This window comes from Nocardia sp. NPDC050413 (genome assembly GCF_040655475.1).
Lineage (GTDB): Bacteria > Actinomycetota > Actinomycetes > Mycobacteriales > Mycobacteriaceae > Nocardia > Nocardia coubleae.
Genome location: NZ_JBFAJZ010000002.1, coordinates 357,611 through 371,526, shown reverse-complemented (window position 1 = coordinate 371,526; position 13,916 = coordinate 357,611). Strand labels below are relative to the sequence as shown.

At 68.5% G+C, this 13,916-nt stretch carries 16 protein-coding genes; 3 read left to right on the top strand and 13 right to left on the bottom strand.

The window, feature by feature from the left end; translation table 11 throughout:
- Positions 1–19 precede the first annotated feature (19 nt).
- The 5 genes from AB0I19_RS07750 to AB0I19_RS07730 all read right to left on the bottom strand — a co-directional run bounded on the left by AB0I19_RS07750 (position 20) and on the right by AB0I19_RS07730 (position 6,700).
- Entirely contained in the window at positions 20–1,732 is a 1,713-nt protein-coding gene (locus AB0I19_RS07750; protein ID WP_357145860.1) for an ABC transporter substrate-binding protein, read from the bottom strand.
- A gap of 22 nt (positions 1,733–1,754) precedes the next feature.
- Positions 1,755–2,933 (bottom strand): protein translocase subunit SecF, encoded by a 1,179-nt coding sequence (secF, locus tag AB0I19_RS07745; protein ID WP_357145857.1) that lies wholly within the window; start codon positions 2,931–2,933, stop codon positions 1,755–1,757.
- Positions 2,930–4,654, bottom strand: coding sequence for a protein translocase subunit SecD (secD, locus tag AB0I19_RS07740; RefSeq protein WP_357145854.1), 1,725 nt, complete (start codon positions 4,652–4,654; stop codon positions 2,930–2,932). Before secD ends, secF begins: the two co-directional genes overlap by 4 nt.
- 100 nt (positions 4,655–4,754) lie before the next feature.
- Positions 4,755–5,099: a preprotein translocase subunit YajC gene (yajC, locus tag AB0I19_RS07735; protein ID WP_225280580.1), complete on the bottom strand. Its 345-nt coding sequence runs from the start codon at positions 5,097–5,099 to the stop codon at positions 4,755–4,757.
- A 110-nt stretch (positions 5,100–5,209) separates the two neighbouring features.
- The gene (locus AB0I19_RS07730; protein WP_357145853.1) at positions 5,210–6,700 is read right to left on the bottom strand and encodes an NAD(P)/FAD-dependent oxidoreductase; all 1,491 of its coding nucleotides are present in this window, start codon (positions 6,698–6,700) and stop codon (positions 5,210–5,212) included.
- Between the two features lie 137 nt (positions 6,701–6,837).
- On the opposite strand from AB0I19_RS07730, the gene AB0I19_RS07725 reads away from it, so the two are divergent.
- Complete coding sequence (locus AB0I19_RS07725; protein WP_067492959.1) at positions 6,838–7,416, top strand: DivIVA domain-containing protein; 579 nt, start codon at positions 6,838–6,840, stop codon at positions 7,414–7,416.
- On the opposite strand, the gene AB0I19_RS07720 is transcribed toward AB0I19_RS07725, so the two are convergent.
- The 6 genes from AB0I19_RS07720 to AB0I19_RS07695 all read right to left on the bottom strand — a co-directional run bounded on the left by AB0I19_RS07720 (position 7,413) and on the right by AB0I19_RS07695 (position 11,164).
- A complete protein-coding gene (locus AB0I19_RS07720; protein ID WP_166655711.1) occupies positions 7,413–7,925 on the bottom strand; it encodes a GtrA family protein in 513 nt (170 codons plus the stop codon). The genes AB0I19_RS07725 and AB0I19_RS07720 overlap by 4 nt on opposite strands.
- A gap of 51 nt (positions 7,926–7,976) precedes the next feature.
- Entirely contained in the window at positions 7,977–9,062 is a 1,086-nt protein-coding gene (gene ruvB, locus AB0I19_RS07715; protein ID WP_067636163.1) for a Holliday junction branch migration DNA helicase RuvB, read from the bottom strand.
- Between the two features lie 3 nt (positions 9,063–9,065).
- Positions 9,066–9,665, bottom strand: a complete 600-nt coding sequence (gene ruvA / locus AB0I19_RS07710; protein WP_357145848.1) for a Holliday junction branch migration protein RuvA — start codon at positions 9,663–9,665, stop codon at positions 9,066–9,068.
- Positions 9,662–10,231 (bottom strand): crossover junction endodeoxyribonuclease RuvC, encoded by a 570-nt coding sequence (gene ruvC / locus AB0I19_RS07705; protein WP_067636642.1) that lies wholly within the window; start codon positions 10,229–10,231, stop codon positions 9,662–9,664. The genes ruvA and ruvC overlap by 4 nt, the downstream gene beginning before the upstream one ends.
- A gap of 91 nt (positions 10,232–10,322) precedes the next feature.
- Complete coding sequence (locus AB0I19_RS07700; RefSeq protein ID WP_357145846.1) at positions 10,323–10,757, bottom strand: acyl-CoA thioesterase; 435 nt, start codon at positions 10,755–10,757, stop codon at positions 10,323–10,325.
- 35 nt (positions 10,758–10,792) lie between these two features.
- Positions 10,793–11,164 (bottom strand): nitroreductase/quinone reductase family protein, encoded by a 372-nt coding sequence (locus tag AB0I19_RS07695; RefSeq protein ID WP_357145843.1) that lies wholly within the window; start codon positions 11,162–11,164, stop codon positions 10,793–10,795.
- A gap of 63 nt (positions 11,165–11,227) precedes the next feature.
- Here AB0I19_RS07695 and AB0I19_RS07690 point away from each other — a divergent pair, with 63 nt between their 5' ends.
- Entirely contained in the window at positions 11,228–11,890 is a 663-nt protein-coding gene (locus tag AB0I19_RS07690; protein ID WP_357145840.1) for a TetR/AcrR family transcriptional regulator, read from the top strand.
- Between the two features lie 102 nt (positions 11,891–11,992).
- On the opposite strand, the gene AB0I19_RS07685 is transcribed toward AB0I19_RS07690, so the two are convergent.
- Positions 11,993–12,508: an O-acetyl-ADP-ribose deacetylase gene (locus AB0I19_RS07685; RefSeq protein WP_357145837.1), complete on the bottom strand. Its 516-nt coding sequence runs from the start codon at positions 12,506–12,508 to the stop codon at positions 11,993–11,995.
- Positions 12,509–12,615: 107 nt separating this feature from the next.
- Here AB0I19_RS07685 and AB0I19_RS07680 point away from each other — a divergent pair, with 107 nt between their 5' ends.
- Positions 12,616–13,107, top strand: coding sequence for an SRPBCC domain-containing protein (locus AB0I19_RS07680; RefSeq protein WP_067492943.1), 492 nt, complete (start codon positions 12,616–12,618; stop codon positions 13,105–13,107).
- Positions 13,108–13,159: 52 nt separating this feature from the next.
- On the opposite strand, the gene AB0I19_RS07675 is transcribed toward AB0I19_RS07680, so the two are convergent.
- Complete coding sequence (locus AB0I19_RS07675; RefSeq protein ID WP_357145834.1) at positions 13,160–13,915, bottom strand: YebC/PmpR family DNA-binding transcriptional regulator; 756 nt, start codon at positions 13,913–13,915, stop codon at positions 13,160–13,162.
- Position 13,916: the final 1 nt, after the last annotated feature.

The window sequence follows — 13,916 nt, the reverse complement described above, 5'->3', positions numbered from 1 at the left end:
TCTGTCTCACGTCCACGACTCACCGCTGCAACACCCAGCGGTCCATATTCCACCCGGTGCCCGCCTGCGTCGGCCCGGGGATCCCGTTCTGCATGCCGTTACCGAACGCGATGGTGCGCGGAGTGGCGAACAACGGGATGCTCGGCAGCTGCGCCCACAGCAGGTTCTCGGCCTCGGTCAGCAGATTCAGCGTCGCGGTCGAATCGGTCTCGCCCGCAAGCTGATCGGTGATGGCATCGTAGCGAGCGTTCCCGAAACCTCCCGCATCGAGCCCGTTACCCGCCCGCAAAGCGGCGAACGCGGCGACACCGGTCGCCGATCCGGCCGGTCCCGGCACCGCCGCCGTACTGCCGAGCACCGCGTCCACCGCGCCCTCGCCGAGCTTGGCCGGCGTGAAATCCGGTGCGCCCGCGTCGACGACGGTGATGCCCGCCCCACGGCAGGATTCCGCGATCATCGCCACGGTCTTCGCCCGGCGGGCATCGGGGGTCAGGTAGCCGATCCGGATGGTCGGCTGGGCGGTACCCGCCGAGGCGAGTGTCGCTGTGGCACCGGGGATATCGGTGCCGCGATAGCGGTCGCCGGACCCGGACACGGCGCCGTAGTACAGCGAATCCTGTTGCACCACCCGCGAATTCAACGTCCCCGAGCCGAGGCCGCTCGGGGGCACCTCACCGGCTTTGCCGAGGGTGTCGAACAGGGCCTGGCGCGGGACGCACTGGGCGAAGGCACGCCGCGTCTCCACCCGCGCGAACACCCCGTCCGTGCCGAGCACGAGCTGTTCGGCGCCGCGGCCGGGGACGGTCTGCTCGTCGAATCCCTCCAGGGCCAGGTCGGTCACCGAGCCCGCGCCGAGGTCGACCACGCCGAGCGCGTTCTCCGCGGCCTTGGCCGCGTAGTCGGTGCCCCTGGGCCAGACCACGATGCGGCTGGTCTCGGGCGGCGATCCCCACCACTTCTCGTTGGCGACGAGCACCAAACCGTCTTCGGCGGTGAAGGATTCGATGCGGTACGGACCCGACGACGGGAACTTGGTGAGATCCAGTTCGCCCGGTGCCATGGTCCAGCCCGAGTTCCAGAAGTCGGCGATCCGGCCGATCACCGCGCCGTCACCGGACTGCAACGCGTCGACCACGTTCGGTACACCGACCGCCTGGGCCACCACGTGGGCAGGCATCAGCTCGGCTGCGGTGAACAGGGTGCGCCACGGCAGGTAGTGCCTGCCGGGACGGAACACCACGGTGGCGTCCTTGGACCCCGGCTGGCAGTCCACCCGCTCGATGTCGTCGTAGCCGTCGGTGCTCGCGGCGTCGAACATCGGTGCCTGGCCGCGATCACCCGGCCGGGTGAACCGGCCCGACCGGGCCGACCAGGCGAGCACCAGATCGTCACAGGAGGTCGCGACCCCGTCGGAGTACACCCCGTCGGGATTGAGCCGGTACTGCACGGTCTGGGTCTCGCCCGGCACCTCCTTGGCGGTGCCCGCGTCGGTGTCGGCGACCTGCTGACCATCGGGTCCGGTGTAGAAGAACCCGGTGAGCACGCGGCCGAACACCGCCGCCGCGCCGCTGCTCGCGCCGAGGGTGCTGCCGCCGTTGTAGCTGGCGACCGCCGCGTCGACGGCGTAACCGATCGAGGGCACCTGGTTCTTGGTCGAACACCCGGTCACCAGACCGGCGCCGACGCCTGCCGCGGCGAGGACGGTGATCAGCCGAATCGTGCTGCGTCGCATGATGAGACCCCTGCTCGTGCCGTCAGTGCCTGCCCTTGTGCCGCTTTCCGCTCGGCCGCGCGCCGGGCCTGGGCGCACCCGCGTCGGTGGGCCGGGGACCGCGCGCCGCGCGGGCTCCCGCCGTCACCGGCACACGCGTGGTGCCGCCACCGGCACGCTTGTCGAGCACCTTCCTGGTGTGCGCGGCGATCGGGCCCCAGCGTTCCTTGATCGACACCAGCACCGGAACGGCGAGGAAGATCGAGGAGTAGGCGCCGACGATCATGCCGACCAGCTGTACCAGCGCGAGGTCCTTCAGCGTGCCGACACCGAGCATCCACACCGCGATCACCAGCATGCCGATGATCGGCAGGATGCCGATGACGGTGGTGCTGATCGAGCGCATCAGGGTCTGGTTGGCGGCCAGGTTGGCCTGTTCGGCGTAGGTGCGCTTGTGCAGGTGCAGGACGCCGCGGGTGTTCTCCTCGACCTTGTCGAAGACGACCACGTTGTCGTAGAGCACGTAACCGAGGATCGTGAGCAGACCGATCACCGCGGCCGGGGTCACCTCGAACCCGACCAGCGAATAGATGCCCGCCGTGACGATGAGGTTGAAGAACAGCGACACGATCGCCGCGATCGACATGTCGCGTTCGAAGCGGATCGCGATGTAGATCATCGTCAGCGCCACGAACACCGCGAGCGCGATCAGCGCCTTCTGGGTGATCTGGCCACCCCAGGTCTCGCTGATCTCGGCGATGCTGATGGCTTCCAGGCCGACCGAGGTGCCCGACTCCTGCTCGAGCATCGCGCGCAACGCGCCCTGCAGCTGGTCGGTCTGGTCCTTGTCGAGGGTCTCCGAGCGCACCTGGATGGTCGCGGCGGAACCGGAACCGACCTCCTGCACCGTCACCGGGCCGTGGCCGAGGGTCTCGGCGTAGACGTCCTCCACCTCCTGGGTGGTGACATTCGCGAGCGCCGGCACCTGGATGCGCGAGCCGCCCTCGAAGTCGATACCGAGGGTGAACCCGCGCACCGCGATGCTCAGCAGCGAGATCAGCAGCAGCACCGCCGACATCGTGTAGAAGAACTTGCGCCTGCTGACGATCGGGAAGCCACCGGTACCGGTGTAGAGCCGTTCGAAGAACCCGTGCTGCGGGGACGCGGTGGGCTCGGCCTTGTCCAGGTTCAGCGATTCAGTCGTCGGATCGGCATTTCTCATCGTGACATCTCCTTCGGCCGGACCTGGCCCGCGCCACGTTCCCTGGCGATCTGCTGCACCGAACCCAAGCCGTTCACCGACGGCTTCGCCCAGAACGGCGAGCGCGCGGCGAGCATCAGCAGCGGGGCGGTGACCAGGTAGAGCACGATCACGTCGAGCACGGTGGTGACACCGAGGGTGAACGCGAAGCCCTTCACCTGACCGGCGGCGAGCAGGTACAGCACGACCGAGGCGATCAGGCTGACCGTCTTACCCGAGAGGTTGGTCCGCTGCGCGCGGGCCCAGCCGCGCGGCACGGCCGAACGGAAGCTGCGGCCCTCACGCATCTCGTCCTTGATGCGTTCGAAGAACACGACGAACGAGTCGGCCGTCAGACCGATACCGATGATCAGACCGGCGATACCGGCCAGGTCGAGGGTGAACCCGATCCAGCGCCCGAGCAGCACGATGATGCCGTACACGGCGAAACCGGCGGCGATCAGCGAGAACCCGGCGAGGAAGCCGAGCATCCGGTACACGAACAGGCAGTACAGCAGCACCGCGAGCAGACCGACCGCACCGGCGAGCAGACCGGCCTTGAGTGCGGCCAGGCCGAGCGTGGCCGACACCGTCTCCGCCTCGGAGGTGGTGAACGACAGCGGCAGCGAACCGTACTTGAGAGTGTTGGCCAGCTCGCTCGCGCTGTCGGCGGTGAAGCTGCCCGAGATGGAGGTGCTGCCGCCGAGCTGCGGGCCCTGCTGCACCTGCGGGGCGCTCACGACCTTCGAGTCGAGCACGAACGCGACCCGCTTGTTGACGTACTCGCCGGTGAGCGCGGCCCAGGCGTCCGTACCGGTGGAACGGAACTCGAGGTTCACCTCGTGGCGGGCCTGCTGGGCGTTGAAGCCCGAGGTGGCGTCGGCGATCTCCTGGCCGTCGATGCGGCTCGGGCCGAGCAGGAACACCTCGGTGCCGTCCTGCGAGCAGGTGACCAGCGGCAGGGCCGGGTCGTCGTTGCCCGCGAGCGGGTCGGGCTTGGTGCAGTCCATGCTCATGACCGCGACCTGCTGCATGTTCTGGTCGGTGCTCTGCCGCAGCGCCTTGGCGTCGGCGATCTCCTTGGCCTGCTGCTGGGCGGGCGTGAGATCGGCGGGCGGCGGGGTCGGCGTCGGCGGGGCCTGGGCCGGGAACACACGCGACTGCGGCGCCGGGGTGGTCGCCTCGGGCGCGGGGGTCGCGGGATCGCCGGTCGCGGGCGCGTTCGGGTCGCCGGTCGTGGGAGCCTGACCAGGTGCGGGCGCGTTCGGGTCGGCGGACGGCGCACCGGGCACCGGCTGCTGCGGTGCGGCTCCACCGGTCTGCGGCTGGGTCGCACCGAGCACCGGACGGATGTAGAGCTTGGCGGTGGTGGCCAGGGCGCGTGCCTGCTGGCTTTCCTCACCCGGCACCGTGATCACGAGGTTGGTGCCGTCGATGACCACCTCGGAGCCCGAGACGCCGAGACCGTTCACACGGTTCTCGATGATCTCCTGCGCCTTCTGCAGGCTCTCGCGGCTCGGTTCGTTGCCGTCGGGGGTACGCGCGGTCAGCGTGACGCGGGTGCCGCCCTGCAGGTCGATACCGAGCTTGGGCTTGGGCGAATGGTCACCGGTGAAGAACACCAGCGCGTAGATCACGGCCAGCAGCGCGGCGTAGACGCCGAGCAACCGGAACGGATGCGCCGATCCTTGGGAAGGTGGCACAGCAGGTCATCTCCTAGGCGGAAGTCGAGGCCGAATCGGTGGGCACAACAGTGCCCGGCCGGGCGCGCTCGTACGTCGCCCGGCGGGGGAAGGGAACTGCTCAGGAGTCCTTGGTCAGCCGGGTCTCGGTCTGATCGACGGCCTCTTCGACGGGGGCGTCGGTCGCGTCGGCGGCCTCGGCGGCCACCGGCTCCTCGATGCGCACCTCACGGATGGCCTGACGCAGCCACGTGGTGACGACGTCCTCGGCGATCTCCAGGTCGACCGTCGAATCGTCGATATCGACGACGGTGCCGTACAGGCCCGACGTGGTGACCACCTGGTCACCGACCTTCAGGCTCTCCTGCATGCTCGCGACCTTCTCGGCCTCCCGCTTCTGTTTACGGATACCGAAGAACATCGGCACGAGCAGGGCCAGGATCAGCAGCGGAAACAGGAAGTCCATCGTCGAAGTCAGTCCCTAGTCAGTGGTGGACGGTGCAGGTACGCCTGACAGTCTGCCAGTTCCCCGCCGCGCCGACACACCGGACACCGCCGCGCGCGGCGAAACCACGGTCACGCACCGCACCCGTAGGTGTAGTCGTCCAGCGGGAAACCGACCGCCTCGCGGTGCGCCGACAGCGTGCTGGTGGGGCGCAGCAGCGCGGCCTCACCGTGCTGGTTGAAGTAGTAGCTGCGCGCACCGGAGCAGTCGCCGCCGTAGAACACCGACGAATCGAGGTCGGCGGTCACCCGGTCGAGGAAGCGGGCGTTGGCCGCCTCGGTGACCTCGAAGGTGTGTTCCCCGCGCCGGAACAGCTCGGTGAACAGCCTGCCCATGTGCTTCATCTGGGTCTCGATGGTGGTGAAGTACGACAGCCCACTGTAGGAATAGGGGCTGTTCAGCGAAAGGAAGTTCGGGAACTTCGGCACCGTGATGCCCTCGTAGGCCTGAAAGCGATTGTCGCGCCAGAACTTTCCGAGATTTCGCCCGTCGCGCCCGATCACCTCGATGGCGGGGAAGTTCGCGTCCCACAGGTTGAAGCCGGTCGCCAGGACCAAGGTGTCGACAACCGTCTTGTGCCCGTCGGCGGTGACGATGCCGTCGGGTTCGACGTGGTCGATCGACTCGGTTTCCAGGCGCACGTGTGGCTGGTTGAAGGTCGCGAAGTAGGCATTGGAGAAGGTCGGCCGCTTGCAGCCGAAGTCGTAGTGCGGGGTGAGCTTGGCCCGGGTGTCCGCGTCGCGTACCTGGGCGAACAGGTGCGCCTTGGCCAGCAGGGCGGCGGCGGTGTTGAGCGGTTTGGCCTGCTTGTAGTGCAGCACCCCCACCAGCATGATCGCCTCGAGCAGGGCGGTGTTGGCCAGCCGCGCCGCCTTCTGGGTGAGCGGGACCGCCGCGAACGCACGCTGGACCACGGCGGGAATCGGGCCGTCGATCTTGGGAACTACCCAGATGGGAGTGCGCTGGAAAACCGTCAGTGACGCCACCTTCGCGGCCAGCTCGGGGACCAGCTGCACCGCCGTGGCACCGGTGCCGATCACGGCGGCGCGGCGGTCGGTGAGATCGTAGCCGTCGTCCCAGTCGGTGGAGTGGATGATCTTGCCCGCGAAGGACTCGATGCCGGGGAACGGCGGCGTGTAGGGCTGGGACAGGAAGCCGGTGGCGGTGATCAGGTACCGCGCGGTGAGGGGTTCGCCGCCCGCGATGCTCACCACCCATTGTTCGTTGTCGTCGTCCCAGCGCGCGCTCCGCACCTCGGTGCCGAACCGCATCCGCCCGCGCAGCCCGTATTTGTCGGCGACGTGTTCGGCGTACTTCTTCAGCTCGGCGCCGGGCGCGAACAACCTGCTCCAGTACGGATTGGGTTCGAACGAATAGGAGTAGGTCACCGAGGCGATGTCCACCGCGAGGCCCGGATACCGGTTCACATGCCAGGTGCCGCCGAGGTCGTCCTCGCGTTCGAGAACGACGAAATCGCGCAGCCCGAGCCGGTCGAGTTCGATGGCGGCACCCATGCCGCCGAAACCCGCCCCGATGATGACCGCATCCCGCTGAGGCGCCACGTCGAACCTCCACACACCGATGTATGTGTTACATCATGACACATAATTCTGTGGCCCGCGACCGGCCGCTGCGCCGGTGTACAGTCGCGATGCGCTGCCGTCGAAAACCTCTGGGATAGAAGGGCACTCCTGACACAATGACCGCTGTGACGCCCGACGATGTGAGCCGCACCCACTTCGCCATGCCCACCCTCGGCCATCGTGGCTACCACGCCGACGAGGTCGACGCTTTCCTGGAGAAGGTGTCGGCGACCCTGCACGGACACGGTGGTCTCACCGCCGACGACGTCCGCCATGTCCACTTCGGCGCGCCCCGTTTCGGTGGTCGCGGTTACCAGGCCGACCAGGTCGACGATTTCCTCGACCGGGTCAGGACCGAGCTGGAACACCGCCAGAAGGGCGCCTCCCCCGTGCCCGCGCCCCGCCCCGGGGAGGAGATCGCCGCGATGCTCACCCCCGACGACGTGCACCGCATGCGGTTCAGCCAGTCCGCGGTCGGCCGTCGCGGCTATCACGAGGAGGAGGTCGACGCCTTCCTCGATCTGGTCGCGGCCACCCTGGCCCACAACGGCCCGGGCAGCCTCACCGCCGCCGACGTGCGCGGTGTCCGTTTCACGGACAGCCGTCTCGGCACGCGTGGTTACTCCCGCGAAGAGGTCGACGCCTTCGTCGACCTCGTCATCGCCGCCCTGGAAAACCTCGAACGGTCACATTAACCCTGGATACTGTGCAGTTCCGCTTCGCGCAGATCGTCCGGGAAGACGTAGCGGCGGAAGGCCCAGAAGCGGAACGCCATGGCCAGCAGCACGCCGAGGATCTGGCCGGAGATGAAGTTCGCGACCATCTGCACCATCGGATCCACGTGCGGCACACGCAGATTCAGCACGTACAGCGACAGCGCCTGCGGGATCATGGTGACCACGATGCCCAGCGCGCTGACCGTGAAGAACAGGGCCGCCTCGTGGCTGCGCTGCCTGCCGCCACGGGTGCGGAAGGACCATTCGCGGTTGAGGATGTAGGAGGCGATGGTCGCGATCAACGCGCCGAGCAGACGCGCGGTGAGCGGCTTGTCGCCGAGCACGGTGAGTTTCACCGCGTAGACCACGCCGGTGTCGATGAACCAGGTGACGGCGCCGACCATGGCGAACTTCAGCAGCTCCCGGTGCTGGAGCAACAGGGAGCGTAACGGTTCGGGGACGCGTTGGACCACCGCATGGACTGCCACCCAGCCGACATTAGACGACGTATCGACGACGCGCCCGTCCGGCAGGCGCCGCTACCGGTCGAACAGGTCGAGGCTCGGCTGTGGTTCGCGCCCACGCACTTCGATGGCGCCGAACACCAGATCCGGTGGTGGCACCAGGCCGAGATGCTCCCACGCGGCGGCGGTGGCGACCCGTCCGCGCGGGGTGCGCGCGACGAGTCCGGCGCGCACCAGGAACGGTTCGCACACCTCTTCCACCGTCGCGGCTTCCTCGCCGACGGCGACCGCCAGCGTCGACACCCCGACCGGTCCGCCGCCGAAGCCGCGGACCAGCGCGCCGAGCACGGCCCGGTCGAGCCGGTCGAGGCCGAGTACGTCGACGTCGTAGACCTCGAGCGCGGACTGGGCGATCTCGCGGGTGATGAGGCCGTCGGCGCGGACCTCGGCGAAGTCGCGCACTCGGCGCAGCAGCCGGTTGGCGATGCGCGGCGTGCCCCGGGAGCGGCCCGCGACCTCGGCGGCGGCGTCGTGTTCGATGTGGACGCCGAGGATGCGGGCCGAGCGCAGCAGGATCTGCAGCAGTTCGTCGGTGTCGTAGAAGTCCATGTGGCCGGTGAAGCCGAACCGGTCGCGCAGCGGGCCGGTGAGCGCGCCCGACCGGGTGGTCGCCCCGACCAGGGTGAACGGTGCGATGTCGAGCGGGATGGAGGTGGCGCCGGGGCCTTTGCCGACCACCACGTCGACCCGGAAGTCCTCCATGGCCAGGTACAGCATTTCCTCGGCGGGGCGCGCCATGCGGTGGATCTCGTCGATGAACAGCACATCGCCTTCGACCAGGTTCGACAGCATGGCGGCCAGGTCGCCCGCGCGCTCCAGGGCGGGCCCGGAGGTGATGCGAAGGGCGGTGCCGAGTTCGCCTGCGATGATCATCGCCATGCTGGTCTTGCCGAGACCGGGTGGGCCGGACAGCAGGACGTGGTCGGGGGTGGCGCCGCGTTGCCGGGCGCCGCGCAGGACGAGGGCGAGCTGTTCGCGCACGCGTGGCTGGCCGATGAAGTCGTCGAGCGAAGTGGGGCGCAGGCCGGTCTCGGTGTCGCCGTCGGTGCTGAGATACCGGGCGGCGAGGGCGGATTCGTCGGTGTCGAACTCGTCGTCCATGGGTTACCTGTTCTTGCCGAGCAGACCGAGGGCGGCGCGCAGGGCCACGGAGGTGGTGGCGGCGGGCTGGTCGGCCAGGACGGTGTCGACGGCCTGTTCGGCCTGCTTTGCCGGGAAGCCGAGGCCGATGAGCGCTTCGACGACCTGCTCGCGTACCGGGGTGACCGGGGTTTCGGCGCCGGGCGGTCCGGCCGGGACGGGCACCAGGTTCACCTTGTCGCGCAGTTCGACGACCATGCGTTCGGCACCGCGTTTGCCGATGCCCGGTACCCGGGTGAGGGCGGCGACATTGCTCTCCGCCAACGCTTTTCGCAGTGCTTCGGGTTCGAGGACGGCCAGGACCGCCATGGCGAGGCGCGGGCCGACGCCGGACACGGTTTGTAGGAGGCCGAACAGGTCGCGGGCTTCGGTGTCGGCGAACCCGAACAGGGTCATCGAGTCCTCGCGCACGATCATGGCCGTGAAGAGGCGGGCTTCCTCGCCGCGGGTGAGCCCGGCCAGGGTGGCCGGGGTGACGTTGAGGCGGTAGCCGACGCCCGCGGCCTCGATCACCACATGGTCGAGCGCGATCTCGAGGACCTCACCGCGTACCGACGCGATCACCCGCGTACCACCTTCCGTTGTTCGGCGAGCCGTTGTTCGTAGCGGCGACGCACCTCGTCGGCCTTCGCCTGTGCGGCCGCCATCCGGTCGAGCAGCGGCGCCCGCCAACAATGACAGATCGCCAGGGCGAGCGCATCGGCGGCATCGGCCGGTTTCGGTGCGACCTGCAGGCCGAGGATTCTGGTCACCATGGCGGTGACCTGCGCCTTGTCGGCCGAACCATTGCCCGTGACAGCCGCTTTCACTTCGCTGGGGGTATGGAACGCCACCCGGATGCCCCGCCGGGCCGCCGCCAGCGCGATCACCCCACCGGCCTGCGCGGTTCCCATCGCGGTGCGCACATTGTGCTGCGCGAACACCCGCTCGATCGCCACCGCCTCCGGTCGATGGGTGTCCATCCACTCCTCGGCGGCGTCGGCCACCGCCATCAACCGCAGGGCCAGCTCGGCCTCCGGCGGTGTCCGCACCACGCCCACGTCGAGGGCGACGACCTTACGGCCGGGACCGCTGTCCACCATGCTGAGCCCGCACCGGGTGAGCCCGGGATCGACGCCCATCACCCGCACCGGCAGCCCCTTCGAAGACACGAACAGTTGTTCGAAAGTCTAAAGCATTGCGGCACACCGCCCGACCAGCGACACGAGGCGGTCGTCGCACTCAGGGCAGACCGAGTAATGCGGGCTCGATCGCCCGTTCGGCCCAGATGCGTCTCGGTTCGTGCAGGAGTTTGCGCTCGGTCAGGTCGAGCATGCCGCTCAGGTACGACACGGTGGCGGCGAGTTCGCCGTCGTCGCGGCGCAGTTCGTGTTCGACCCGGTAGGTCTTGCCGGTCCCCCACTCCCAGCGGCAGTCGACCTCGACGGTGTCGCCGGCGCGCAGCTCGCGCAGGTAGCGCACGGTGAGTTCGAGGTTCACCGGCCCGATGCCGTCGGCCAGCATGTCGGCAACCGACACACCGGCCGCGCCCACGCACGCGAATCGTGCGTGGTCGGCGAACTGCTGATAGGCCGCTCCCGTCACGTGTTGTTGCAGATCGAGATCGGACACTCGCACCGGGATCCGTACCCGAAACGGCAGCGCATTTTCCGTCATGCGCGCCAGTGTGGCAGCGGGGTCCGACACGGTCGTCAGCCCGCGCGGTCCATCCGCAGGAATTCGGTGATGCGCAGGACGGCGGGCGGTCGGGTGACCTCCGTCGGCAGGACGCGGGCGGCTTCCTCGCGGCCGATCACGCGTGGGGAGGTGAGATCCACTTCGGTGCCGTCGACGCGCAGGCGAGCGCTGCCCGCGGCGAGGACATTGCGGACCCAGTCCGAACGGGAGCCGTAGACCAGGACGAACAGGTACCCGCCCTCGATCGGATGGGCGTCCAGCGGGGTGTGGTGGGTGACTCCGGAGACGCGACCGGTGTGGATGAGCACCGGCCATTTGCCGCTCGCGAGGGCTCGCGGGTTGAACACCCGCTTGTTCACCTGACCCCACCATCTCGGCATCGGCATCAGCGGCCTCCTTCGCTCGTTCTTACATATGTAAGGCTGACTTACGACTGTAAGATTGTCAATATGCCGACTCCCTCGACACGTCGACCGCTGAGCCGCGAACGGATACTGGAAGGCGCGATCCGGGTGGCCGATCGCGGCGGCGTCGAGGCGATCACCATGCGCCGGATCGCGCAGGAACTCGGGGTGGAGGCGATGTCGCTGTATCACCACCTGCCGAACAAGGACGCTGTTCTCGACGGCGTGGTCGACGCCGTCTTCGCCGAGATCGAACTACCGACCGGGGACTTCGAGGATTGGCGAGCGGCGATCCGTTCGCGCGCGCATTCCGCTCGCGCGGTGCTGTCCCGGCACAGCTGGGCACTCGGTCTCATGGATTCGCGGCGCAACCCGGGCCCGGCGACCCTGCGGCACCACGACGCCGTCCTCGGTGTCCTGCGGCGAGCGGGCTTCTCGCTCTCGATGGCGGCCCACGCGATCTCGCTCATCGACAGCTACGTCGACGGGTATGTGCTGCAGGAGGCGAATCTGCCGATCACCACCCCCGACGACCTGGAGGAGGTGGCGGGCGGCATCCTCGACCAGTTGCCGACCGCGGAACTGCCCTACCTCACCGAGATGATCGTCGACCACGCCCTGCGACCCGGCTACGACCACACCGCCGAGTTCGATTTCGGCCTCGACCTGATCCTCGACGGCCTCGAATCACGTCGAGTCACGCAGTAGGCCCAGCCTGCCTGCGGCACAGAGGTTTTCACGGACAGGCGCAGATACAGCCCGGGCGGTACCCACCGATGCCGTCCGTAGCAGCCGCTCAACTGCCCGCACTCAGCTGGTCGACAGGGCCGCGGTGAATTCGGTGAGGGCGCGGTCGTCGAACAGCACGAACCGCACCTCGTCGACGGCCGTGTCGGTGGCGCGCACCGTTTCCACGGCGATGCGGGCGCCGTCGTCCATCGGCCAGCCGTAGATGCCGGTGGAGATCGCCGGGAACGCCACCGTGCGAGCGCCCAATTCGTCTGCTACCCGTAAGGATTCGCGGTAGCAGGAAGCCAGCAGGGCCGAGCGGTCCTCGGTCGCCGACCACACCGGGCCGACGGTGTGGATCACCCAGCGGGCGGGAAGGTTGCCCGCGGTGGTGGCGACAGCCTGGCCGGTCGGCAGCCCTCGCCCGTATTTCGCGGCGCGTAGGTCGCGGCATTCGGACAGGATCTGGGGGCCACCTTTGCGGTGGATGGCGCCATCGACTCCCCCACCGCCGAGCAGTGAGGAGTTCGCGGCGTTCACGACCGCATCCACGTGCTGTTCGGTGATGTCTGCGCGTACCGCCTCGATCCGAGTCATACCGACATTGTGCTGGTCACGCGAATATCCCCGCTCGGAGATTACCGGCGGCGTACCGTCGATGTCGACCTGTTGTCCGAGGCGTTCGAGCGAGGGAGAACCGCGTCATGCCGATGCCGACCGGCGAGATCGTACCGACCGAAAACGGGCGCGACCTGGTGATCACCCGGTCACTGGCCTTACCGATCGAACAGGTGTGGGGACGGTTGACCGATCCCGACCTGACCGCGGGCTGGTACGGCACCTGGGAGGGGGAACCCGGCGCCGGGAACATGATCCAGGTGCAGTTGCGGTTCGAGGACGGGCAGCCCTGGACCGAGATGCGCATCGACGACTGCACCCCGCCGGTGCGTCTTGCCGTGTCCTCGGCCGATCAGATCGGGCTGTGGCGCATGGAGGTGACCCTGCTCGACACCGGCACCGCTACCCAGGTGCGGCTGGTCCACCACCTCACCTCGGAGTACCAGCTGGCCGAGACCTCGCAGATCGGCCCGGGCTGGGAGTACTACGCGGACATGTTCGTCGCCGCCTGCACCAACACCGAACGACCCGACTTCGCCGACTACTACCCGGCGCTGGCCGACCACTACCGGGAGTAGAGACACGAACCGCCCCAGCCGAATTCACGGCCGGGGCGGCACGGGGGAAGGTCTACTCGTCGTCGAGCTCGGCGGCGACCTCGTCGGAGATGTCGACGTTGGTGTACACGTTCTGCACGTCGTCGCTGTCTTCGAGGGCGTCGATCAGCTTGAGCACCTTGCGGGCACCCTCGGCGTCGACCGCCACCGACACCGAAGCCTGGAAACCGGACTCGGCCGAGTCGTAGTCGATGCCCTTGGCCTGCAGCGCGGTTCGCACCGCGATCAGATCGCCGGGCTCGCTGATGATCTCGAAGGCGTCGCCGTGGTCGTTGACCTCTTCGGCGCCGGCGTCGAGGACCGCGTCGAGGACGTCGTCCTCGGTGAGGCCGTTCTTCTCGAGGGTCACCACACCCTTGCGGGCGAACAGGTAGGCCACCGAACCCGGGTCGGCCATGTTGCCGCCGTTGCGGGTCATCGCGACGCGCACCTCACCGGCGGCGCGGTTGCGGTTGTCGGTGAGGCACTCGATCAGCACGGCGACACCGTTGGGCCCGTAGCCCTCGTACATGATGGTCTGCCAGTCGGCGCCGCCGGCTTCCTCGCCGCCGCCACGCTTGCGGGCGCGCTCGATGTTGTCGTTGGGGACCGACGACTTCTTGGCCTTCTGGATGGCGTCGTACAGCGTCGGGTTGCCCGCCGGGTCACTGCCACCCGTGCGAGCCGCCACCTCGATGTTCTTGATCAGCTTGGCGAAGAGTTTGCCGCGCTTGGCGTCGATTCCCGCCTTCTTGTGCTTGGTGGTGGCCCATTTGGAGTGGCCGCTCATG

What these genes read in the sequence shown, in the direction of transcription:
- AB0I19_RS07680 (WP_067492943.1), top strand. Translation starts at nt 12,616, where the DNA reads ATGCCGATGCCGACCGGCGAGATCGTACCGACCGAAAACGGGCGCGAC.
- ruvB (WP_067636163.1), bottom strand. Translation starts at nt 9,062, where the DNA reads ATGGACGACGAGTTCGACACCGACGAATCCGCCCTCGCCGCCCGGTAT.
- AB0I19_RS07750 (WP_357145860.1), bottom strand. Translation starts at nt 1,732, where the DNA reads ATGCGACGCAGCACGATTCGGCTGATCACCGTCCTCGCCGCGGCAGGC.
- secF (WP_357145857.1), bottom strand. Translation starts at nt 2,933, where the DNA reads ATGAGAAATGCCGATCCGACGACTGAATCGCTGAACCTGGACAAGGCC.
- AB0I19_RS07700 (WP_357145846.1), bottom strand. Translation starts at nt 10,757, where the DNA reads ATGACGGAAAATGCGCTGCCGTTTCGGGTACGGATCCCGGTGCGAGTG.
- yajC (WP_225280580.1), bottom strand. Translation starts at nt 5,099, where the DNA reads ATGGACTTCCTGTTTCCGCTGCTGATCCTGGCCCTGCTCGTGCCGATG.
- AB0I19_RS07685 (WP_357145837.1), bottom strand. Translation starts at nt 12,508, where the DNA reads ATGACTCGGATCGAGGCGGTACGCGCAGACATCACCGAACAGCACGTG.
- AB0I19_RS07690 (WP_357145840.1), top strand. Translation starts at nt 11,228, where the DNA reads ATGCCGACTCCCTCGACACGTCGACCGCTGAGCCGCGAACGGATACTG.
- AB0I19_RS07725 (WP_067492959.1), top strand. Translation starts at nt 6,838, where the DNA reads ATGACCGCTGTGACGCCCGACGATGTGAGCCGCACCCACTTCGCCATG.
- AB0I19_RS07695 (WP_357145843.1), bottom strand. Translation starts at nt 11,164, where the DNA reads ATGCCGATGCCGAGATGGTGGGGTCAGGTGAACAAGCGGGTGTTCAAC.
- AB0I19_RS07675 (WP_357145834.1), bottom strand. Translation starts at nt 13,915, where the DNA reads ATGAGCGGCCACTCCAAATGGGCCACCACCAAGCACAAGAAGGCGGGA.